22 protein-coding genes are annotated in these 19,595 nt (G+C 65.6%); 6 read left to right on the top strand and 16 right to left on the bottom strand.

The annotated features are described in order from the left end of the window. Positions 1 to 15 precede the first annotated feature (15 nt). Positions 16 to 705: a hydrolase gene (locus tag AC3RCE_RS11160; protein WP_492255194.1), complete on the top strand. Its 690-nt coding sequence runs from the start codon at positions 16 to 18 to the stop codon at positions 703 to 705. 119 nt (positions 706 to 824) lie between these two features. Here the strand turns inward: AC3RCE_RS11160 and AC3RCE_RS11155 are convergent, their stop codons facing one another. The 8 genes from AC3RCE_RS11155 to guaB form a co-directional block, all read right to left on the bottom strand. After that, positions 825 to 1,589 carry an SDR family oxidoreductase gene (locus AC3RCE_RS11155; protein WP_369643894.1) on the bottom strand — a complete coding sequence of 255 codons (765 nt, stop codon included), beginning with the start codon at positions 1,587 to 1,589 and terminating at the stop codon, positions 825 to 827. Positions 1,590 to 1,974: 385 nt separating this feature from the next. Beyond that, entirely contained in the window at positions 1,975 to 2,346 is a 372-nt protein-coding gene (locus AC3RCE_RS11150) for a hypothetical protein (protein WP_369642321.1), read from the bottom strand. Between the two features lie 136 nt (positions 2,347 to 2,482). After that, positions 2,483 to 2,662: a helix-turn-helix domain-containing protein gene (locus AC3RCE_RS11145; RefSeq protein WP_492255193.1), complete on the bottom strand. Its 180-nt coding sequence runs from the start codon at positions 2,660 to 2,662 to the stop codon at positions 2,483 to 2,485. Positions 2,663 to 2,680: 18 nt separating this feature from the next. Further along, positions 2,681 to 2,926 carry a hypothetical protein gene (locus AC3RCE_RS11140; RefSeq protein WP_492255192.1) on the bottom strand — a complete coding sequence of 82 codons (246 nt, stop codon included), beginning with the start codon at positions 2,924 to 2,926 and terminating at the stop codon, positions 2,681 to 2,683. Positions 2,927 to 3,082: 156 nt separating this feature from the next. Continuing rightward, positions 3,083 to 4,702 carry a glutamine-hydrolyzing GMP synthase gene (gene guaA, locus AC3RCE_RS11135; RefSeq protein WP_492255191.1) on the bottom strand — a complete coding sequence of 540 codons (1,620 nt, stop codon included), beginning with the start codon at positions 4,700 to 4,702 and terminating at the stop codon, positions 3,083 to 3,085. A 43-nt stretch (positions 4,703 to 4,745) separates the two neighbouring features. Then, on the bottom strand, positions 4,746 to 5,180 hold the full coding sequence (locus AC3RCE_RS11130) for a type II toxin-antitoxin system VapC family toxin (protein ID WP_218294367.1): 435 nt from the start codon (positions 5,178 to 5,180) through the stop codon (positions 4,746 to 4,748). Further along, positions 5,177 to 5,437: a type II toxin-antitoxin system Phd/YefM family antitoxin gene (locus AC3RCE_RS11125; protein ID WP_218294366.1), complete on the bottom strand. Its 261-nt coding sequence runs from the start codon at positions 5,435 to 5,437 to the stop codon at positions 5,177 to 5,179. Before AC3RCE_RS11125 ends, AC3RCE_RS11130 begins: the two co-directional genes overlap by 4 nt. Positions 5,438 to 5,554: 117 nt before the next feature. Further along, positions 5,555 to 7,030: an IMP dehydrogenase gene (guaB, locus tag AC3RCE_RS11120; protein WP_056414478.1), complete on the bottom strand. Its 1,476-nt coding sequence runs from the start codon at positions 7,028 to 7,030 to the stop codon at positions 5,555 to 5,557. 110 nt (positions 7,031 to 7,140) lie between these two features. Between guaB and AC3RCE_RS11115 the strand changes: the two genes are divergently transcribed. Further along, positions 7,141 to 7,680 carry a DUF4124 domain-containing protein gene (locus AC3RCE_RS11115; RefSeq protein ID WP_492246281.1) on the top strand — a complete coding sequence of 180 codons (540 nt, stop codon included), beginning with the start codon at positions 7,141 to 7,143 and terminating at the stop codon, positions 7,678 to 7,680. A gap of 63 nt (positions 7,681 to 7,743) precedes the next feature. Here the strand turns inward: AC3RCE_RS11115 and AC3RCE_RS11110 are convergent, their stop codons facing one another. Continuing rightward, the gene (locus AC3RCE_RS11110) at positions 7,744 to 8,115 is read right to left on the bottom strand and encodes an RnfH family protein (protein ID WP_218294363.1); all 372 of its coding nucleotides are present in this window, start codon (positions 8,113 to 8,115) and stop codon (positions 7,744 to 7,746) included. Continuing rightward, positions 8,108 to 8,548: a type II toxin-antitoxin system RatA family toxin gene (locus AC3RCE_RS11105; protein WP_218294362.1), complete on the bottom strand. Its 441-nt coding sequence runs from the start codon at positions 8,546 to 8,548 to the stop codon at positions 8,108 to 8,110. The genes AC3RCE_RS11110 and AC3RCE_RS11105 overlap by 8 nt, the downstream gene beginning before the upstream one ends. A gap of 296 nt (positions 8,549 to 8,844) precedes the next feature. Between AC3RCE_RS11105 and smpB the strand changes: the two genes are divergently transcribed. The 4 genes from smpB (at position 8,845) to AC3RCE_RS11085 (ending at position 11,362) form a co-directional block, all read left to right on the top strand. Further along, complete coding sequence (gene smpB / locus AC3RCE_RS11100) at positions 8,845 to 9,318, top strand: SsrA-binding protein SmpB (protein WP_218294361.1); 474 nt, start codon at positions 8,845 to 8,847, stop codon at positions 9,316 to 9,318. Between the two features lie 158 nt (positions 9,319 to 9,476). After that, a complete protein-coding gene (locus tag AC3RCE_RS11095) occupies positions 9,477 to 9,851 on the top strand; it encodes a COG4315 family predicted lipoprotein (RefSeq protein WP_492255190.1) in 375 nt (124 codons plus the stop codon). 27 nt (positions 9,852 to 9,878) lie between these two features. Then, positions 9,879 to 10,433, top strand: a complete 555-nt coding sequence (locus tag AC3RCE_RS11090; protein WP_492255189.1) for an RNA polymerase sigma factor — start codon at positions 9,879 to 9,881, stop codon at positions 10,431 to 10,433. Between the two features lie 20 nt (positions 10,434 to 10,453). Further along, the gene (locus tag AC3RCE_RS11085; RefSeq protein WP_492255188.1) at positions 10,454 to 11,362 is read left to right on the top strand and encodes an anti-sigma factor family protein; all 909 of its coding nucleotides are present in this window, start codon (positions 10,454 to 10,456) and stop codon (positions 11,360 to 11,362) included. 92 nt (positions 11,363 to 11,454) lie between these two features. On the opposite strand, the gene AC3RCE_RS11080 is transcribed toward AC3RCE_RS11085, so the two are convergent. From AC3RCE_RS11080 to infB, 6 genes are all read right to left on the bottom strand, one after another. Next, the gene (locus AC3RCE_RS11080; protein ID WP_492255187.1) at positions 11,455 to 12,549 is read right to left on the bottom strand and encodes an enoyl-CoA hydratase/isomerase family protein; all 1,095 of its coding nucleotides are present in this window, start codon (positions 12,547 to 12,549) and stop codon (positions 11,455 to 11,457) included. Further along, the gene (locus AC3RCE_RS11075) at positions 12,546 to 13,421 is read right to left on the bottom strand and encodes a DMT family transporter (protein WP_218294356.1); all 876 of its coding nucleotides are present in this window, start codon (positions 13,419 to 13,421) and stop codon (positions 12,546 to 12,548) included. Before AC3RCE_RS11075 ends, AC3RCE_RS11080 begins: the two co-directional genes overlap by 4 nt. Positions 13,422 to 13,489: 68 nt before the next feature. After that, positions 13,490 to 15,313, bottom strand: coding sequence for a translational GTPase TypA (gene typA / locus AC3RCE_RS11070; RefSeq protein WP_492255186.1), 1,824 nt, complete (start codon positions 15,311 to 15,313; stop codon positions 13,490 to 13,492). Beyond that, complete coding sequence (gene truB / locus AC3RCE_RS11065; protein ID WP_492255185.1) at positions 15,310 to 16,314, bottom strand: tRNA pseudouridine(55) synthase TruB; 1,005 nt, start codon at positions 16,312 to 16,314, stop codon at positions 15,310 to 15,312. The genes typA and truB overlap by 4 nt, the downstream gene beginning before the upstream one ends. Positions 16,315 to 16,316: 2 nt before the next feature. Then, the gene (rbfA, locus tag AC3RCE_RS11060; protein ID WP_008904004.1) at positions 16,317 to 16,688 is read right to left on the bottom strand and encodes a 30S ribosome-binding factor RbfA; all 372 of its coding nucleotides are present in this window, start codon (positions 16,686 to 16,688) and stop codon (positions 16,317 to 16,319) included. 18 nt (positions 16,689 to 16,706) lie between these two features. Beyond that, on the bottom strand, positions 16,707 to 19,574 hold the full coding sequence (gene infB, locus AC3RCE_RS11055; RefSeq protein ID WP_492246275.1) for a translation initiation factor IF-2: 2,868 nt from the start codon (positions 19,572 to 19,574) through the stop codon (positions 16,707 to 16,709). Positions 19,575 to 19,595 lie beyond the last annotated feature (21 nt).

Below are 19,595 nucleotides of genomic sequence, written 5' to 3'. Positions count from 1 at the left end.
CTCCAGGAGATGACCATGAACACCCCCAACACCATCGCCAACTTCAGCGGCGCACGACCGATCATCGACCCTGACAACGCGGCGATGCTCCTGATCGACCACCAGAGCGGCCTGTTCCAGACCATCAAGGACATGCCCTTCACCGAGGTACGCAGCAACGCGACGACGCTGGCCAAGGTGGCAACGCTGGCCAAGATGCCGGTCATCACCACGGCCTCGGTGCCACAGGGTCCGAACGGTCCGCTGATCCCCGAGATCCACAAATACGCACCGCACGCGCAGTATGTGGCGCGCAAGGGCGAGATCAACGCCTGGGACAACCCCGAGTTCGTCGCCGCCGTGAAGGCCACGGGGCGCAGGCAGCTCATCATCGCCGGCACCATCACCAGCGTGTGCATGGCCTTTCCGAGCATCGCGGCGGTGCATGAGGGCTACCAGGTGTTCGCCGTCATCGATGCCTCGGGCACCTACTCGAAGATGGCCCAGGAGATCACGCTGGCGCGCATCGTGCAGGCCGGGGTGGTGCCGATGGACACGGCCGCCGTGTGTTCTGAAGTGCAAAAGACCTGGAACCGCGAGGATGCGCTGCAATGGGCCGAGGCCTACAGCGCCGTGTTCCCGCCCTACCAGCTGCTGATCGAAAGCCATGCCATGGCGCAGGAAGTGGCAAGGAGCCACGAGCCACTGGATTCGCAGCGTTCCTGAATCAGGGGCGAAACCCGCCATGGGGGTGAACGCTCCACTTCAGCAGCAGGTGTAGCAATGGTTGCCCCCGCCAGAGCCATGCATCGCACGTCCCGCACAAGCATCGCCCTGAATGGATCTCACCCTCGCCCAACAAACGGCATCCTGGTGGCCATCACCGTGTGAAACAGCACGTTCGCCTCCAGAGGCAGGCTGGCCATGTACAGCACCGACTGCGCCACGATGTCGGCATCCATCAAGGGTTCGATGGCGATTTCCCCATTGGCCTGCGGCACCCCCTTGGCCATGCGCGACGCCAAGTCCGTCATGGCATTGCCAATGTCGATCTGGCCTACCGCGACGTTGTATGCGCGCCCGTCAAGTGCCGCAGTTTTCGTCAGACCCATCACGGCATGTTTTGTCGCGGTGTAGGCGGCCGAGTTGGGCCGGGGCGCGTGTGCAGAAATCGAGCCATTGTTGATGATGCGCCCGCCCTGCGGGGTCTGATCGCGCATGGTCCGAAAGGCCTGCTGCAGGCAATAAAACATGCCGTTCAGGTTCACATCCACCACGTCGCGCCACTGCTGCGGTGTCCAGTCCAAGAAGGAGCCGGGTGGATTGCCTCGTCCCGCATTGTTGAACAGCAAGTCCACGCGCCCGAAGCGGGCGACGGCCTGTGCAAAGAGGCTTTCCACGGCGGCGGGGTCGCACACATCGGTGGGCACGCACAGCATGCGGGCTCCCGCGCCAAAGCTTGCCTGGGCCTGCGCAGCCACTTCTTCCAGGAGTGCGGCGCGTCGCCCTGCCAGCACGACGCAATAGCCGTTGCCCGCCAGGGCGAGTGCAACAGCCTTGCCAATACCGGAACCGGCGCCCGTGACCACGGCAACTTTTTCAGCGTTCATTCTTGGTGTCCATTCAATTTCGGGAAGACTGGCGGGCAAGCGCGCCATGCAGAAAGTCTAGCGGCACCGCGCCGAGGATGTCGGGTCGAAACGGGATCTCCTTGCGCTGGCTTGGCTGGCGGCTCTTCTCACGCAGTTGCGGCACCGCCCTCGGGATTTTTTTGCCGTGTGTGCTCCCGCAGGGTTGCCGTCAACACCTTCTTCGCCACGTCAACGTGGGCGACAGGGGGCACCTTCCACAATGTTCAACAGATCGTCGTCGAGGGTCCGCTCTGGTTGCACAACGTTTGGGTGGGATGCCGAGGGACGCCGCAGGTCTCATCACGCGCCAAGGTGTTCGGCACTGCTGCTGCTCGTCAAAGAGCTGGGAGACGGAAGCGCCCCCTCACGGGGCAGGCGCAGGGGCCGTGGAGCCGTCGGGAAGGCCTTCGCGCCAGACCTTCACGCTGGGGAACTCGCGGGTGCAGCCAGTGCACACCAACCTCTCCGCGTAGCGCATTGCTCCGGCAGCATCCCGCGCGACGACGCGCCGGTAGCTGGTTGCGCCGCAAAAGCTGCAGCGGTTGGTGGAGGTTTGCTTTTGGGGCTGCATGGAGAGGAATTTGTACATCGACTTCAGGGACGCACCGGCCAGCCCGTTGGCCGGGTGCCGGTACAGCTTCTGCGAAAAAAAGGGGGCATGCAGTGTGCCGATGATAGATGCGGACGGCCCGGCCGGTGCGCCGCGCAGGCAGTTGGCGGGAGGGTCATTGGGCATTCCCCGGCGGCACCGCGCGAAAAACCTCCCGATCGGCAGCCAGAGAGAGCGACGCAAGCCCAGGCTTTCAACCTCTGCCCGGGCGCCTGCGGATGATGGGCTTTGACCGTTCGCATCCAGACGGCGCAGAGCGCCTTCAATCCAGTGCGAGCGCTGCCAGCGCCTTGCGCGGCCCCATCTCGCGCACCTCGTCAATCCAAGCCAATTGCGCCGCACGCGGGGTGACGCCGCGCGTCTCCCATTTGTAGACCGACAGCGAAGAAACGCCCAGCAAGATGGCCAGTTGCGCCTGCGTGATGCCCAGCGCCGTGCGCATCTGGCGGAGCACATCGGGCTAAAATTCGCCTTGCGGCTTCGCGGATACGCGCTCTGCAGACGCAGCCTCCAGCTCGGCCGCTTTGGGGGCATGCCGCCGGGTGGCCTTGAGCTGAGACGCCAGCGCTTTGACCTCGCGCTTGAGCGCCGCGATCCCGGACCGGTGGCTGGTGACTGCCTTGCGCATGCCCTGTAGTTCGGGTCTAAGCTCCTTGCGGGCCATGCGGATCACCTCGGCGTGAAAGGCACTGGAAAAAGTACTCATGGCGGGGATCGTATGTGAAAGCCCCTCCCGGTGATGGGAAGAGGCTATGCACTCCGGTGGGCCCCAGTCTGCGCATGCAGCAGGCATCCTGTATGCGGACGGACCGCAACCAGAATGCCTCCCAGAAGAACTGGCGATGGTCCGAAGGACGCCAGTTCACTCCCACTCGATCGTCGCCGGCGGCTTGCTCGACACGTCGTAGGTCACGCGGTTGATGCCGCGCACCTCGTTAATGATGCGCCCCGACACCTTCTTGAGCAGGGCGTACGGCAGTTCGGCCCAGTCGGCGGTCATGAAGTCGCTGGTCTGCACGGCGCGCAGGGCGACCACGTAGTCGTAGGTGCGGCCATCGCCCATCACGCCCACGCTCTTCACTGGCAGGAAGACGGTGAAGGCCTGGCTGGTGAGGTCGTACCAGGTCTTGCCGGTGGCTTCGTCGGTGAAGTTGCGCAGCTCTTCTATGAAGATGGCGTCGGCGCGGCGCAGCAGGTCGGCGTACTCTTTTTTCACCTCGCCCAAAATGCGCACGCCCAGGCCGGGGCCGGGGAAGGGGTGGCGGTAGACCATTTCGGGCGGCAGGCCCAGGGCCACGCCGAGTTCGCGCACTTCGTCCTTGAACAAATCGCGCAGGGGCTCCAAAAGCTTCAGGCCCAGCTGCTCGGGCAGGCCGCCCACATTGTGGTGGCTCTTGATGGTGACGGCCTTCTTGCTCTTGGCGCCGCCGGATTCAATCACGTCGGGGTAGATGGTGCCCTGGGCCAGGAAGGTGGCGCCTTTGTGGCCTCCATCGCCAGCCTTCAGTTTCGCGGCTTCGGCCTTGAACACGTCGACGAACAGGCCGCCGATGATCTTGCGCTTGGCTTCGGGTTCGCTCACGCCGGCCAGCTTGCCCAGGAACAGGTCGCTGGCGTCCACGCGGATCACCTTGGCGTGCAGCTTGCCGACGAACATGTCCATGACCATGTCGCCTTCGTTCAGGCGCAGCAGGCCATGGTCGACGAACACGCAGGTGAGCTGGTCGCCGATGGCGCGGTGGATGAGAGCCGCGGCCACGGACGAATCCACACCGCCGGAGAGGCCCAGGATGACTTCTTCATCACCCACCTGCTGGCGGATCTGCTCCACGGCCTCGGCGATGTGGTCGCGCATGACCCAGTCGGGGTTGGTGCCGCAGATGCCGAGCACGAAGCGCTCCAGCAGCGCCCTGCCCTGCACGGTGTGCGTGACTTCGGGGTGGAACTGCACGGCGTAGAAGCGGCGGTCTTCGTCGGCCATGCCGGCGATGGGGCAGCTGTCGGTGCTGGCCATGAGCTTGAAGCCCGGGGGCAGCTCGGTGACCTTGTCGCCGTGGCTCATCCAGACGTTGAGCATGCCGTGGCCTTCGGGGGTGGTGAAGTCGGCGATGTCCTTGAGCAGCGCGGTGTGGCCGCGGGCGCGCACGGCGGCAAAGCCGAACTCGCGCTTGTGGCCGGTTTCGACCTTGCCACCGAGTTGCTGCGCCATCGTTTGCATGCCGTAGCAGATGCCCAGCACGGGCAGACCCAATTCGAACACGACCTGGGGAGCGCGGTCGGTGGTGTCCTCGGTCACGCTGGCGTGGCTGCCGGAGAGGATGATGCCCTTGAGCGAGCCGTCCTTCGCGTAGTCACGCACCCACTCGTCCGTCACATCGCAGGGGTGCACTTCGCAGTACACGTTGGCTTCGCGCACGCGGCGCGCGATGAGCTGGGTGACTTGCGAGCCGAAATCGAGGATGAGGATTTTCTGGTGTTGCATGGCGGTGGGTGGTCGAGGGGATGACAAGAAACGGGGCGCCTGATCAAAGGCTGGAGAGGTCGAGAAGTGGTACGCCGCTGCGCTGGGCGGCGGCGGCTTGCGCGGCATCGAAGGTGGCCAGGGGCAGGCGCAGGGAGCGGGCCAGCCACAGGTAGGCGGCGTCGAACGTGGGCAGGCCGGTGTCGAGCGCAACGTCTAGCACGGCCTTGTGCTGGGCGGGGGCCAGTTCGTGCAGCTCCACACGGTGGCGAATGGCTTCGAGCACGCCCCACAGGCCTTCGACCGATGCGGGCGGGATGCGGCCGCTGTGAACGCCGCTGGAGATGAGGTTGCTGCACTCCCACTGCCAGAGGTTGGGGGCCTGGGGCTCGACCTCGTCGCGGCGGATCAGGGTGTAGAGGCGGCGCGTGTGCTCGCTGGCCGCATCGGGCAGCAGCCAGGCGGCGGTGACGGAGGCGTCGAGGACGAAGGCAGTCATGCCGCAGCCCTGCCCTTGCGGCGCAAGGTGTCGGGAGTGGCCACTTCGCCTGCGGGCCGGATGCTGGCGTGCAAAGCATCCATCTGGCCCAGCTCGCGAGCGATCTGCTCATCGGTGATGACGGGGCGGCGGCGCACGGGCAGCAGGCGCACAACCTCTTTGCCGTGGCGGGTGATGCGCACCTCTTCGCCCTGCTCGACCAGCTCGATCAGGGCGGAGAACCTGCTTTTGGCTTCGTAGATGCCGACGGACTGCATGGATGCGCGACCCCCCCCCCAAAAAAAAGAAAAAGTCTGGCCTGAATGGTGAATTCAGATCAGACTATATCATTCTGACCAGATATTTTCAATCAGGCCAGATTGGATCGGCGGTGCTCAGTCAGCCCTGTAGTTAGGGGCCTCCTTCGTAATTTGAACGTCGTGCACGTGGCTTTCGCGGATACCGGCAGTGGTGATCTCCACGAACTCGGCCTTGTTGTTCATGTCCTCGATGGTGGCGCAACCGCAGTAGCCCATGGCGGCGCGCACGCCACCGGCCATCTGGAACACGATGGAGACCATGGAGCCCTTGTAGGGCACGCGGCCTTCGATGCCCTCGGGCACGAGCTTGTCGGCGTTGGGATTGCCGGTGGTGGATTCCTGGAAGTAGCGGTCGGCGCTGCCCTGCTGCATGGCACCGATGCTGCCCATGCCGCGGTAGCTCTTGTAGCTGCGGCCCTGGAACAGGATGACTTCGCCGGGAGCTTCTTCGGTGCCCGCGAACATGCCGCCCATCATGATGGTGCTGGCGCCTGCGGCCAGCGCCTTGGCGATGTCACCGCTGTAACGCACGCCGCCATCCGCGATCAGCGGCACGCCCGTGCCCTTGAGGGCGGTGGCCACGCTGTCGATGGCCATGATCTGGGGCACGCCCACACCGGCCACGATGCGCGTGGTGCAGATGGAGCCCGGGCCGATACCGACCTTGACCGCGTCGGCGCCCGCCTCGACCAGCGCCAGCGCGGCCGCGCCGGTGGCGATGTTGCCGCCGATCACGTCGACCTGCGGGTAGTTCTGCTTGACCCAGCGCACGCGCTCGATCACGCCCTTGCTGTGGCCATGGGCGGTGTCGACCACGATGGCGTCCACACCGGCCTTGACCAGGGCTTCCACGCGCTCTTCGGTGCCTTCACCCACGCCGACAGCGGCGCCCACGCGCAGGCGGCCCGAGGGATCGCGGGCGGCGTTGGGGAAGCTGGTTTGCTTGGTGATGTCCTTGACGGTGATCAGGCCCTTGAGCTCGAACGCGTCGTTCACGACCAGGATGCGCTCGAGCTTGTGCTTGTTGAGCAGCGCCTTGGCTTCGGCAGGCGAGGTGCCTTCCTTTTCGTTGACGGTGATGAGCTTCTCGCGCGGGGTCATGATCTGGTGGACCTTGACGTCGTAGCGCGTTTCAAAGCGCAGGTCGCGGCCCGTGACGATGCCCACCACCTTGCCGCCGTCGCACACCGGAAAGCCCGAGATGCCGAGCTGTTCGGACAGCTGCAGCACCTGCAGCACGGTGTGCTCGGGGGTGATGACGACCGGGTCGCGCAGCACGCCGGATTCATAGCGCTTGACCTTGGCCACCTGGGCGGCCTGCTCCTGCGCCGTGAGGTTCTTGTGCACGATGCCGATGCCGCCCTCCTGGGCAATGGCAATGGCCAGGCGCGCCTCGGTCACGGTGTCCATGGCGGCGGACACGAGCGGCAAGTTCAGTTGGATATTGCGGGAGAGTTTCGTCGCGAGGGACGTGTCCTTGGGCAGGACCTGGGAGTACGCTGGCACCAGCAACACATCGTCGAAGGTGAGCGCTTTTCCAAGAAGGCGCATGAGAAAGCTCCAAAAAACGGATTGTACCCGCGTCCGCGGGGCGCCGCAGGGCTCGCGCTCCTTTGCGCACGCACTGGCGGCTGCGTTGCTGCACGGCTAAACTTGCCTGCATGAAATTGCACAAGCTTGTTTTGCTGGCCGTTGCCTGCACCTGGGCCCTGGGTGCCGCTGCCCAATGGCAGTGGATCGACAAGGACGGCCGCAAGGTCTTCAGCGACCGCCCGCCGCCACAGGACATCCCGGAAAAGAGCATCCTCAAGCAGCCAAGCTACGCGGCTGCACGCGTGCCCGCGGCTGCGGCAGCCGCCAGTGCGCCGGAAGCGGCCGATGCCCCCGCCTCGGCTGCTGCGCCTGCGGCCGCATCCCCCCGCGCTCCCGCCAGCGCCGCCGGCAAGGACAAGGAGCTGGAAAAGCGCAAGGCTGAGGCAGAGGCCGCCGAAGCCGCCAAGAAGAAAGCCGAAGACGACAGGATCGCCAAGGCCAAGGCAGAAAACTGCACCCGTGCGCGCGCGGCCAAGGCCACTTTCGAGACCGGCGCGCCGATCAGGCAGAGCAATGCACAGGGCGAGCGCGTCTTCCTGGACGAGGCCCAGCGCAATGCAGAGGTCAAGCGCATCGACACGATCATCGCCTCCGACTGCAAACGCTGACCGGTCATCCGTGGCAAAAAAACGGCGCCTGGGGCGCCGTTTTTGTTTCAATTGGTATCCCGATCAGTAGCCTGACTTGCCGCCCGGCCGCTGCCGCGCGAAGAGGCCCGTGGAACGCGCGCCCTGCCGGGCAAACCGCTCGCGGCGTGCCACCTTGGGGTCCACCTTGAGCTCCCGGTACAACTCCACGCGGTCCCCGTCCTTGAGCAGCGTCGTCTCGGGCATGGCACGGCCCCAGATGCCGCACGCCATGCCCTCGCGCCGCGCAGCCATCTGCCCGGCGGCTTGCAGGGCGTCGGCGAGCGTGCTTCCAGGGTGCAATTGCACAGTGCATTCGCTGACCTGCCGAGGCGCCAGCGAGACCAGCACGGTGATCCGCATCAGAGCGGGTGCGCGCGGGGTTGCGATGTCCGCACCAGCCGGCTCCTCAGCCATACACCTGTTCCGCGCGCTTCACGAAGGCATCGACCATGCTGCCCGCGATGCGGTCGAACACAGGGCCTACCAGCGCCGCCAGGGCCGCGTTGTCAAAACCGTAATTCAGGCTCAACTCCACACGGCAGGCCCGCTGGCTGCCATCGCCCACGGGGTGAAAAAGCCAGTCGCCGTCGAGCTGCGAGAAAGGCCCCTTGACCAGCCGCATCCGCACGCGCCGGCCTGCCTCATGGGTGTTGTGCGTCACGAAGGTCTGGCGGATGCCGCCAAATGAAATGCCTACCTCGGCGGTCATGCCCTCTGCGGTCTGCTCGAGCACGGCGGCATGGTCGCACCATGGCAGGAACTGGGGGTAGTGCTCCACCCCGGTGACCAGGGCAAACATTTCTTCGGGGCTATACCAGATGAGGACGGACTTGTGGACGGTTTTCATGCAGACGGCGCCTGCACCGGTGCGCGCAAGCCAGAGGAAATTAGAATCGCGGGTGCGAGACGACGACAATTGTAGGGAGGCCTTTTATCTCCCGGTTTGCGCCGCATCTTTTAAAGCGTGTCCTGAGCCTCAAGTACCTGCGTCCGGGTCCAACCTTTCGGGAAAGCCGGGGAAAGGCCCGGCCACGTTGTCGCAGTCCGCTTGCAGTATCGATACTTTGGCGCGTCCTGCGCCCATCTGCCGGGCCTTTCTCCGGTTTTCGCGGGCACGTAAAAGTGCAAACACGCTCTCACCCCATGGCCAAAAAACCAGATCCTACGTCCCGCATTGCCGACAACAAAAAAGCGGCCTTCAACTATTTCTTCGAGGAGCGCCACGAGGCGGGCATGGTGTTGCACGGCTGGGAGGTCAAGGCGCTGCGCGAGGGCAAGGTGCAATTGACCGACGGCTATGTGCTGATACGTGATGGAGAGCTGTACCTGCTCGGTTGCCTGATCAACCCGCTCAAGACGGCCTCGACCCACGTCAACCCCGAATCCGCGCGCACCAAGAAACTGCTGCTCAAGAAGGACGACATCAAGCGCCTGATCGGCAAGGTCGAGCAAAAGGGCTACACGCTGGTGCCATTGAACCTGCACTGGAAGAACGGCTTCGTGAAATGCGAGATCGCCTTGGCCAAGGGCAAGGCCGAGCACGACAAGCGCGACACCATCAAGGACCGCGAAGGCAAGCGCGAGGTCGAGCGCGCCATGAAGAGCAGAAACCGCTAGCCTGCGCGCCATCGCACGGCGGGCTCGGGCCGGGAAGCGCCACATCGATGCCAGCCCGGCCGGTTTTTTGCGGCGGCGTGGAATAAACCACGGTGCCCATGTGTTTGTCCCGGTGCAAGGCCGCATTCGCGCCGCCTGCACCCACTCTGGAGAAACCCATGAAGAAATTTGTCTCGATGGCGGCAGCATTCATCGCCGTTGCCGGTATGGCGGGCTGTGCCTCCATGGCCGACGCGCCCGTGAAAACCGTGGACGGCGTGCTCGTCGGCGCGGGCGGCATGACGCTCTACACCTTTGACCGCGACGCGGCAGGCAGCGGCAAATCGGTCTGCAACGGGCCCTGCGCCACCAACTGGCCCCCGCTCATGGCCAGCACGGCGCCGGGCGGCGACTACAGCATCGTGACCCGTGATGACGGCAAGACCCAGCTGGCCTACAAGGGCAAGCCGCTGTACTACTGGCTCAAGGACACCAAACCCGGCGACAGGACCGGCGACGGCGTGAACCAGGTCTGGCGCACTGCCCGCCCCTGAGGGCGAGCGCGCCCATCCCACCGCGCCATGAACCGCACCCAGGTTGTCGAGCAATTGCCAGGCCTGCGCCGCTATGCCCGGGTGCTGACAGGTGACGCCTGGGCGGCCGACGACCTCGTGCAGGACACGCTGGAGCGCGCCTGCAGCAAATGGCTGCTGTGGCGCACCGGCAGCGACCTGCGCGCATGGCTTTTCACGCTCATGCACAACCTCTATCTCAACCAGCGCCGCGCGATGCCCGCGCTGGCGCCGCTGGACATCGAGGACGTCCGCGACCAGTTGCCCGGCGCGCCGGTGCCCTCGGACGACGCGCTGGACCTGGAACGCTGCCTGCAGCGCCTGCCCGCGGACCAGCGGGTCGTGCTGCTGCTGGTGGCCATGGAGGACATGAGCTACGAGGACACGGCCCGCATCCTGGCCGTCCCCGTGGGCACGGTGATGTCACGGCTGTCGCGCGCCCGCGCCCGGCTGCGGGTACTGATGGAGCGCACATCGGTGCCTGCGCCATCCCCCTCACCAGCCACGGTGGCAGCCGCCCCACAGACCCAGTCCCAGCCCCCGGCGCTGCGCCGCCTGAAATGACGACGACCCGCGACACTGCCATGGAACCGCGCTCCCACGCCCCGCCCCTCCCCGAAGACGATCCCGCCTGGCACGCCCTGGCGGACGGCCGCCTCCCGGCCGCGCAGGCCGCAGCCTTGCGCCAGCAACTGGAAGGCAACGAGGCCGCGCGCGATGCCATCGCCCATTGGCAACAGGGGCGCGATCAGCTGCAGGCACTGCACCAGGATCTGCTCCATGCCGCCGTGCCCGATGCGTTGCTGGCCGCTGCGTTGCGCGCCGCGGGACACCAGGAACGGCAGGCACAGTGGTGGCGCTGGGGCGGCCTGGCCGCGTCGGTGCTGCTGGCCTTCGCGCTGGGGTGGGCGGGGCGTGGCCAGTGGGCAGGCGGCCCGGCCCCGGGCCACCAGCCTCTGGCGGGCGATGCGGCAGCGCTGCTGGCCACGGCGCCGGCGCAGCGCTTTGCCCAGCAGGCCGCCGTGGCCCATGCGGTCTACCAGCCGGAGGTCCGCCATCCGGTGGAAGTCACCGCGTCGCAGCAGGAGCATCTGGTGCAGTGGCTCTCCAAGCGGCTGGGCAAGCCGCTGAAGGTGCCCGTGCTCGCCCCGCAAGGCTATGAGCTGGTGGGAGGCCGCCTGCTGCCGGGCGACACCGGGGCGCGTGCGCAGTTCATGTACCAGAATGCTGCGGGCCAGCGCATCACGCTGTACCTGGGCGCACTCGCCCCCACGGCCACCACGGCGCTTTCTCGCCACGGTGCGCCACCGCCGCACGACAACCCGCCCGCCACCACGGCCACGGCGGCAGCGGCCTTCCAGTTCACGCAGGAAGGCCTCGTGCCCGGTTTCTACTGGACCGAGGGAAGCTTTGGCTACGCGCTCAGCGGACAGCTATCGCGCGCCGAATTGCTCGCGCTGGCCACGGCGGTATACAGGCAGCTGCAGCTCTAGTGTCCCGAGTTAGAAATTCGGTTCATAAAGTAACTTCCAACTCGGGACACTAGCGTTCGCACCGGCCTGGGTTCAGGTCAGTTCAATCCAGGTCAGGCCAGGGCCGCCAGCGGGTGCGCGTGCGCGGGCCAGGGGCTGGCGAAGAACGGTGCCACCATCGCGGGCGCCACGTCCTCGATGCGGCCGGGGTTCCACTTCGGCGCATGGTCCTTGTCCACGGCCAGGGCGCGGATGCCCTCCACCGTCTCGCTCTGGCCAGGGCGCAGGAAGAAACAGTGGCGCACCATGTCGCGCTCCATGCGCAGGTCATCGGCCAGGCCCATGCCGCGCGCACGCCGGATCTGCTCGAGCACCACGTGCAGCATCAGCGGCGAGCGCTTGCGCAGCGTGGCCGCCGTGGCACGCGCCCAGTCGGTATCGGCCGCCTCGAGCGCAGCGACGATCTCGCCCACGCTGGGCAACGAGAAATATTGGTCAATCTGGGCTCTAGCGCTTGACTGGTGTGCGCTGACAGCTATGAATTTGGAAGCAACGTAGTCACGGACCGCAGGGCCATCCGCAAATCCCCCGGCCCCCAGCGCCTCCCACACGGCGGATTGCTGGTCCGAGGGCAGGCAGCCATCCGCCAACTGGTTTTCGATGGCATCACCCGCGCCGATGGTGTCGCCCGTGAGGGCCAGCCACTCGCCCACGCGGCCGGGGCAGCGCGAGAGGAAGTAGCCGCCACCCACGTCAGGGAACAGGCCGATGGCCGTCTCGGGCATCGCCATCTTGGTGCGCTCGGTCACCACCCGCAGCGCTGCCCCCTGGCTGATGCCCATGCCGCCGCCCATCACGATGCCGTCCATGAACGCGATGTAGGGCTTGCCGTAGTTGTGGATCAGGTGGTTGAGCGCGTATTCCTCGGTGAAGAAGTCTTCCAGCAGGGGGTTACCCTGGCTGCCCGCCTGGTGCAGGAAGCGGATGTCGCCGCCCGCGCAGAAGGCACCGAACGGGCCCTCCTTGTTGCTGCCGCGAATCGCCACCGCCAGCACCCGCGCATCGTTCTGCCAGGCCAGCAGGATGCCCATCAGGTCACGCACCATGCCCAGCGACAACGCGTTGAGCGCACGCGGGCGGTTCAGGGTAATGAAGCCAACCTGGCCACGCACTTCGCTCAACACTTCAGACACTACCGTCTCCGTCATTTTTGTTCCTTCCAACCCAACAGTTCATTGAAAACCAGCGCACCGATCACCAGTGCGCCCCCCGTCAGCACTGCCGTGCCGGGCTTTTCGCCCGCGCCCAGCCATGCCAGCAAGATGCCAAAGATCACTTCGAGCAAACCGAGCAGCGCCATCTCGGGCGCCTTGAGCACACGCCCACAGCGCACGGCCAGCACACAAGGAATGGCCAATTGCACCACGCCCAGCAGCGCCAGCAGGGCCAGGTCATGGGCCGACGCCTGAAAAGGCAGCGCCAGCGGCAGCGTGGCCACCACCGAGATCACCGCGCCGACCAGCACCGCGGGCACCAGGTCCACCGCGTGGCCGTGGCGCTGCGAGTGTTGCACCACCGTCCAGTTGATGGCTGCCGCCACGGGCACGCACAGCGCCACCAGCGTACCCGCCAAGGGCAGGCCCGCCATCTGCGAACCATACATCCACGCAATGCCCAGCCCCGCCACGGCAATCGCAGCCCATGTGCGCGGGGCGATGTGGTGGCCGATGAACACCCGTGCGAACAGCGCGGTGAGCAGCGGCCCCACGGCCATCGTGACCAGCACGTTGGCCACCGGCATGAGCACCAGGGCCACCATGAACGCCGTGAACATCACGCTCCAGCACACCCCTGAGATCCACAGCGCATGGCCACCATGGCGCATGGAGGCAAACACCGCCCTGCCCTGCAGCGCCGGCAGGATGACCAGCAGGGACAGCAGTGTGAAAAAGCTGCGCCAGAAGGTCACCTCAAAGCTCGCCGCATGTTCCAGGTGGCGCGTGACCACGCCAGCGATGGACCACATCAGGGTCACCGCCACCATCAGCACCACCGCGCGGGAATGTGTGAGTTTCAACATGGGGTTCGGGTTGCAGACGGAAAAAAGGCCACTGCGCAGCAGTGGCCCTTCCGGGGAAGCTCAGCCTATCAGGACCGGGAAGCGCGCTTGCGCTCGTTCTCGGTCAGGTGGCGCTTGCGCAGGCGCACGGACTTGGGCGTGATCTCGACCAGTTCGTCGTCCTCGATGAATTCCACGCCGTATTCCAGCGTGAGGTCGATCGGGGGCGTGATCTTGATCGCGTCTTCCTTGCCGCTCACGCGGAAGTTGGTCAGCTGCTTGGTGCGCGTGGCGTTCACCACCAGGTCGTTGTCGCGGCTGTGGATGCCGACGATCATGCCTTCGTACACGGGGTCGTTCGCCTTCACGAACATGCGGCCACGGTCGTCCAGCTTGCCCAGGGCGTAGGTGAAGATCTCGCCGTCGTCCATAGAGATCAGCACGCCGTTCTTGCGGCCGCCGATGTCGCCCTTGTGCGGCTCATAGCTGTCGAAGATGTTGCTGATGAGGCCGGAGCCGCGCGTCAGGTTCAGGAATTCGTTCGTGAAGCCGATCAGGCCACGCGCCGGAATGCGGTACTCCAGGCGCACGCGGCCGCGGCCGTCCGGCTCCATGTTCACCAGCTCGCCCTTGCGCTCACCCAGGGCCTGCATCACGCCGCCCTGGTGGCCTTCTTCGATGTCAGCCGTCACCAGCTCAATGGGCTCGCACTTCTCGCCGTTGATTTCCTTGAACACCACGCGCGGCTTGGACACGGCGAGCTCGTAGCCTTCACGGCGCATGTTTTCCAAGAGGATGGTCAGGTGCAGTTCGCCCCGGCCCATCACTTCGAAGATGCCTTCCTCGTCGGTCTCGCTCACGCGCAGGGCCACGTTGTGCTGCAGTTCCTTTTGCAGGCGGTCCCAGATCTGGCGGCTGGTCACGAACTTGCCTTCGCGGCCGGCCAGCGGGCTGGTGTTCACGCAGAAATTCATGGTCAGCGTAGGCTCGTCCACCTTCAGCATGGGCAGCGGTGCGGGATTGGTGGGGTCGGTCACGGTCACGCCGATGCCGATGTCCTCGATGCCGTTGATCAGCACGATGTCGCCGGGGCCGGCCATGGGCGTCTGCATGCGGTCCAGGCCCTGGAAGGTCAGCACCTGGTTCACACGGCCCTTGACGGCCTTGCCGTCGGGGCCTTCCATGACGACCACGTCCATCATGGGCTTCAAGGTGCCTTGGCTGATGCGGCCCACGCCGATGCGGCCCACGAAGCTGGAGAAGTCCAGCGCCGAGATCTGCAGTTGCAGCGGGGCAGCCGGGTCGCCCGTGTTCGGGGGCACATGGCTGAGGATGGTGTCGAACAGGGCCGACATGTCGGGGCCCCACTGCTCACCGGGCGCGCCTTCTTCGAGCGACGACCAGCCGTTGATGCCCGAGGCGTACACCACGGGGAAGTCGAGCTGCTCGTCGGTGGCGCCAAGCTTGTCAAACAGGTCGAACGCTGCGTTCACCACCTTGTCGGGGTTGGCACCCGGCTTGTCCACCTTGTTCACGACCAGAATGGGGCGCAGGCCCAGGGCCAGGGCCTTCTTGGTCACGAAACGCGTCTGGGGCATGGGGCCCTCTTGCGCGTCGATCAGCAGCACCACGCTGTCCACCATGGACAGGGCGCGTTCCACTTCGCCGCCGAAGTCCGCGTGGCCGGGGGTGTCCACGATGTTGATGTGCGTGCCCTTCCAGCTCACGGCGCAGTTCTTGGCCAGGATGGTGATGCCGCGCTCTTTTTCGATGGCGTTGTTGTCCATCACGGTATCGACGACCTTTTCGTGGTCGGCGAAGGTGCCGGACTGGCGCAGCAGCTGGTCGACCATGGTGGTTTTGCCATGGTCAACGTGGGCAATGATGGCGATATTGCGGATTTGTTTAGTCATAGTTTTTCCAATATGCCGCTGTGCGCCATGGACGCGGAATGCGGCGTGCTTTCCAAAATTTGTTGAATTTCCAGCGGACTCAGGAGCCTGTCCGGCACCAGCTCCCCGCCCACGATGTGGCCCACCCCCAGCAGCGCCGGGGGATTCTCGCCAAACACCGCCACGGCACTGGCATCGGGCCAGTTGCCACGGCGACGCACGCCCGACAGGAATCGGGCTGCATTCTCACCGTCCAGCGTGACACGCACGTGTTGCGCCAGCAGCGACTCGGGAGCTTCCAGGCTGGCCAGCCGTTCGGCCTCGGGCATGGCTTCCAGCTGTGCCAGCGTGACGCAGCGCTCCACGCCGATCCCGCCGGTATCGATGCGGCGCAGAAAGGTCAGGTGCGCCCCGCAGCCCAGGGCGGCGCCAATGTCTTCCCCCAGGGTACGGATGTAGGTGCCTTTGCTGCAGGTCACTACTATTTTGATAGCGCTTTGCGCTTGATCGGTCTGGACCAGCGTCAATTTCAGTGCGTGAATGACCACGTCGCGCGCCTCGCGCTCCACGGTGATGCCCGCACGGGCGTATTCATACAGCGCCTTGCCATCCTTCTTGAGCGCGCTGTGCATGGGCGGCACCTGGCGGATGGGGCCGGTGAACTGCTGCTGCACCGCCGCCAGACGCTCAGGGGTGAGCTGGGCAGGGTCGACATCGCAGCGCTGCACCACATCGCCCTCGGCATCGCCGGTCGTCGTCGTCGCTCCCAGCAGCGCCAGGGCCTCATAGGTCTTGGGCGCGTCGAGCTGCAGCTGGCTGAACTTGGTGGCCGCGCCAAAACACAGGGGCAGCACGCCGGTGGCCAACGGGTCGAGCGTGCCGGTATGGCCCGCCTTTTCGGCGCGCAGGAGCCATTTCGCCTTTTGCAAGGCGTCGTTGCTCGAAAGGCCGAGCGGTTTGTCGAGCAGCAACACCCCATGCACAGGGCGCCGCTGCACCCTGGTGCGTGGCGCTGGCTGCATGGCTAATCCTCTTTTGCGCGGGAAGAGACAGCCTTGGCAATCAAGGCATTCATGTCGGCCGCCCGCTCGGAGGTGCGGTCGAACACGAAGTGCAGCGTGGGCACCGTGTGGATGTGCAGGCGCTTGAACAAGCCGTTGCGCAGGAAACCCGCAGCCTGGTTGAGCGCCGCCTGTGTCTCCACAGGGTCGCCCGTCAGCAGGCTGAAGAACACCTTGGCATGGGCGTAGTCCGGAGTCACCTCCACGCCCTGCAGCGTCACCATGCCCACGCGCGGGTCTTTCAACTCGCGCGCGATCAGCTCCGTCAGATCGCGCTGGATCTGGTCGGCGACCTTGAAGGCGCGGTTGGGGGTGGAAGATTTCTTCGCAGCCATGTCGTCGTCACCGATGCCTTACAGCGTCCGCGCGATTTCCTTGATGTCAAAGAATTCGAGTTGATCGCCTTCCTTGATGTCGTTGTAGTTCTTGAGCTTGATACCGCACTCGAAGCCTTCCTTGACATCCTTGACATCGTCCTTGAGGCGCTTGATCGAATCGACTTCGCCCGTGTAGACCACCACGTTGTCGCGCAGCAGGCGGAAGCGTGCGTTGCGATGGACCATGCCCGAGGTGATGTACGAACCGGCAATCGTGCCGATCTTGGTGGCAACGAACACCGTGCGGATCTCGGCCGTGCCGATGATCTCCTCGCGCTGCTCGGGGGCCAGCATGCCGGACATGGCCACGCGCAGCTCGTCCACAGCGTCGTAAATGATGCTGTAGTAGTGCAGATCGACGCCATTGCCCTCGGCCAGCTTGCGCGCACCGGCATCGGCCCGCACGTTGAAGCCGATCACGATGGCCTTGGAGGCGATCGCCAGGTTGATGTCCGACTCGCTGATGGCGCCCACTGCGGCGTACACCAGTTGCACCTTGACTTCGTCGGTCGACAGCTTGAGCAGCGACTGCGCCAGCGCTTCCTGCGAACCCTGCACATCGGCCTTGACGATGATGGGCAACATCTTCACTTCGCCTGCCGTCATGTCGGCGAACATGTTCTCCAACTTCGCAGCCTGCTGCTTGGCCAGCTTGGTGTTGCGGAACTTGCCGGCACGGTAGGTGGCGATTTCGCGGGCACGGCGTTCGTCCGTGAGCACCATGAATTCGTCGCCGGCCTGCGGCACTTCCGTCAGGCCCTGGATTTCCACCGGGATCGACGGACCCGCCGTCTTGGCCACCTTGCCGTTTTCGTCCAGCATGGCGCGCACGCGGCCATAGGTCTGGCCTGCCAGCACGATGTCGCCCACCTTGAGGGTACCGGACTGCACCAGCACGGTCGCCACGGGGCCGCGGCCCTTGTCGAGCTGCGCTTCGATCACGAGGCCCTTGGCCAGCGAATCCACCGGTGCCTTGAGTTCCAGCACTTCGGCCTGCAGCAGCACCTGCTCGAGCAGCGTGTCGATGCCCATGCCGGTCTTGGAAGACACCGGCACGAACGGCGAATCGCCACCGTATTCTTCCGGCACCACCTCTTCGACCACCAGCTCCTGCTTGACGCGGTCTGGGTTGGCATCGGGCTTGTCGGCCTTGGTGATGGCCACCACGATAGGAACACCCGCCGCCTTGGCGTGCTTGATGGCTTCCTTGGTCTGGGGCATGACGCCGTCATCGGCCGCCACCACCAGGATCACGATATCCGTGGCCTGGGCACCGCGGGCACGCATGGCCGTGAAGGCCTCGTGACCCGGGGTGTCGAGGAACGACACCATGCCGCGCGGTGTTTCCACGTGGTAGGCACCAATGTGCTGCGTGATGCCGCCGGCTTCGCCCGCAGCGACCTTGGCGCGGCGGATGTAGTCCAGCAGCGAGGTCTTGCCGTGGTCGACGTGGCCCATGACGGTCACGACCGGGGCGCGCGGCAACAACTCTGCGTTCTGCTGCGTCGAATCGTCGTCGGTGAAGGCTTCCGGATCGTCCAGCGCCGCCACCACCGCCTTGTGGCCCAGCTCTTCCACCACGATCATGGCGGTGTCCTGGTCCAGCGGCTGGTTGATGGTGACCATCTGGCCCATCTTCATCAGCGCCTTGATCACTTCGGACGCCTTGATCGACATCTTGTGGGCCAGTTCTGCCACCGTGATGGTCTCGGGCACATGCACTTCAATGATGCGCGCCTCGACCGGTGCGGACTGCTGGTGGTCGTCGCGATGGTCGCGGTTGTCACCACGGCGGCCACGCGGGCCACCACGCCAGTTGTTGCGGCCGACACCGCCGCTGCTGTCGCCGCGGGTCTTGATTTCCTTCTTCTTGGCGGTGTCATTGGCCCAGCTGGAGGACAGCTTGGCCGACTTCACTTCCTTGCCGGCGCCGGGCGCGCCTGCGCCGGCGGCGGCCGGAGCCCCCGCACGCGCCACACCCGTGCCCACGGCCGGCTTGTGCAGCGTGCCCTTCTTGGCATCGCCCACCGCGGCGGGCTTGGCCACGGGCTTGGGTTCCTCGGGCTTCTTGGCCACCATGACCGCCTTCTTGGGCGTGGCCATCATGGAGCGAATGGCCGCGGCCTCGGCTTCGGCCTTGCGGCGGCGGGCATCCAGATCGGCCGCACGCGCGGCTTCCTCGTCGGAGCGGGCCTTGGACTCGGCAGCAGCCTTTTCGCGCGCTTCGGCCTGGGCGGCGCTGCGCGCAGCGGTTTCAGCGGCCTGCTCGCGGGTCGCTTCCTGCTTGACGGCAGAGGCCTGGGCCTTCTTTTCGGCTTCCTGCGCAGCGTAGGCGGCAGCACGCTCCTCGGCTTCGCGTTCGCGCTTTTCACGGGCTTCGCGTTCAGCGCGCTTCTCGGCCAGCTCCGCCTCCTGGCGGCGGATCAGCTCGGCCTGGCGGCGCGCTTCTTCCTCGCGGCGGGACAGCTCGAGATCCTCGCTGGAAACAGCGGCCTCCTGCGCCGCCACGGGCGCATGGGATTCGGCAGATGCCTCGGCACCTTCATCGCGCTGGATGAACGTGCGCTTCTTGCGCACTTCCACCTGGATCGTGCGGGCCTTGCCCGTGGCATCGGCCTGCTTGATCTCGCTGGTGGACTTCTTCACCAGCGTGATCTTCTTGCGGTCGGCCGAAGCCGTGCCATGGCTGGCCTGCAGATAGGCAAGCAGCTTTTGCTTGTCCGACTCGGTCAACGCGTCGGAGGGGGCAGCCTTGCCCACGCCGGCAGCCTTGAGCTGGTCGAGCAGGGTTTCAGGCGATTTTTTGAGTTCGGTTGCAAACTCGGCGACAGTATTACTGGACATATGTGGTTCGTGCCTCCCTGA

Source organism: Acidovorax sp. GW823-FHT05D11, from assembly GCF_058795695.1.
Note: the sequence above shows the minus strand (reverse complement) of the source record. Positions and strands in the feature narration are given on the sequence as shown.

Excerpts from the sequence above, each read along its gene's own strand:
- AC3RCE_RS11160 (WP_492255194.1), top strand. The coding sequence starts at position 16 with ATGAACACCCCCAACACCATCGCCAACTTCAGCGGCGCACGACCGATC.
- AC3RCE_RS11155 (WP_369643894.1), bottom strand. The coding sequence starts at position 1,589 with ATGAACGCTGAAAAAGTTGCCGTGGTCACGGGCGCCGGTTCCGGTATT.
- AC3RCE_RS11150 (WP_369642321.1), bottom strand. The coding sequence starts at position 2,346 with ATGCCCAATGACCCTCCCGCCAACTGCCTGCGCGGCGCACCGGCCGGG.
- AC3RCE_RS11145 (WP_492255193.1), bottom strand. The coding sequence starts at position 2,662 with ATGCGCACGGCGCTGGGCATCACGCAGGCGCAACTGGCCATCTTGCTG.
- AC3RCE_RS11140 (WP_492255192.1), bottom strand. The coding sequence starts at position 2,926 with ATGAGTACTTTTTCCAGTGCCTTTCACGCCGAGGTGATCCGCATGGCC.
- guaA (WP_492255191.1), bottom strand. The coding sequence starts at position 4,702 with ATGCAACACCAGAAAATCCTCATCCTCGATTTCGGCTCGCAAGTCACC.
- AC3RCE_RS11130 (WP_218294367.1), bottom strand. The coding sequence starts at position 5,180 with ATGACTGCCTTCGTCCTCGACGCCTCCGTCACCGCCGCCTGGCTGCTG.
- AC3RCE_RS11125 (WP_218294366.1), bottom strand. The coding sequence starts at position 5,437 with ATGCAGTCCGTCGGCATCTACGAAGCCAAAAGCAGGTTCTCCGCCCTG.
- guaB (WP_056414478.1), bottom strand. The coding sequence starts at position 7,030 with ATGCGCCTTCTTGGAAAAGCGCTCACCTTCGACGATGTGTTGCTGGTG.
- AC3RCE_RS11115 (WP_492246281.1), top strand. The coding sequence starts at position 7,141 with ATGAAATTGCACAAGCTTGTTTTGCTGGCCGTTGCCTGCACCTGGGCC.
- AC3RCE_RS11110 (WP_218294363.1), bottom strand. The coding sequence starts at position 8,115 with ATGGCTGAGGAGCCGGCTGGTGCGGACATCGCAACCCCGCGCGCACCC.
- AC3RCE_RS11105 (WP_218294362.1), bottom strand. The coding sequence starts at position 8,548 with ATGAAAACCGTCCACAAGTCCGTCCTCATCTGGTATAGCCCCGAAGAA.
- smpB (WP_218294361.1), top strand. The coding sequence starts at position 8,845 with ATGGCCAAAAAACCAGATCCTACGTCCCGCATTGCCGACAACAAAAAA.
- AC3RCE_RS11095 (WP_492255190.1), top strand. The coding sequence starts at position 9,477 with ATGAAGAAATTTGTCTCGATGGCGGCAGCATTCATCGCCGTTGCCGGT.
- AC3RCE_RS11090 (WP_492255189.1), top strand. The coding sequence starts at position 9,879 with ATGAACCGCACCCAGGTTGTCGAGCAATTGCCAGGCCTGCGCCGCTAT.
- AC3RCE_RS11085 (WP_492255188.1), top strand. The coding sequence starts at position 10,454 with ATGGAACCGCGCTCCCACGCCCCGCCCCTCCCCGAAGACGATCCCGCC.
- AC3RCE_RS11080 (WP_492255187.1), bottom strand. The coding sequence starts at position 12,549 with ATGACGGAGACGGTAGTGTCTGAAGTGTTGAGCGAAGTGCGTGGCCAG.
- AC3RCE_RS11075 (WP_218294356.1), bottom strand. The coding sequence starts at position 13,421 with ATGTTGAAACTCACACATTCCCGCGCGGTGGTGCTGATGGTGGCGGTG.
- typA (WP_492255186.1), bottom strand. The coding sequence starts at position 15,313 with ATGACTAAACAAATCCGCAATATCGCCATCATTGCCCACGTTGACCAT.
- truB (WP_492255185.1), bottom strand. The coding sequence starts at position 16,314 with ATGCAGCCAGCGCCACGCACCAGGGTGCAGCGGCGCCCTGTGCATGGG.
- rbfA (WP_008904004.1), bottom strand. The coding sequence starts at position 16,688 with ATGGCTGCGAAGAAATCTTCCACCCCCAACCGCGCCTTCAAGGTCGCC.
- infB (WP_492246275.1), bottom strand. The coding sequence starts at position 19,574 with ATGTCCAGTAATACTGTCGCCGAGTTTGCAACCGAACTCAAAAAATCG.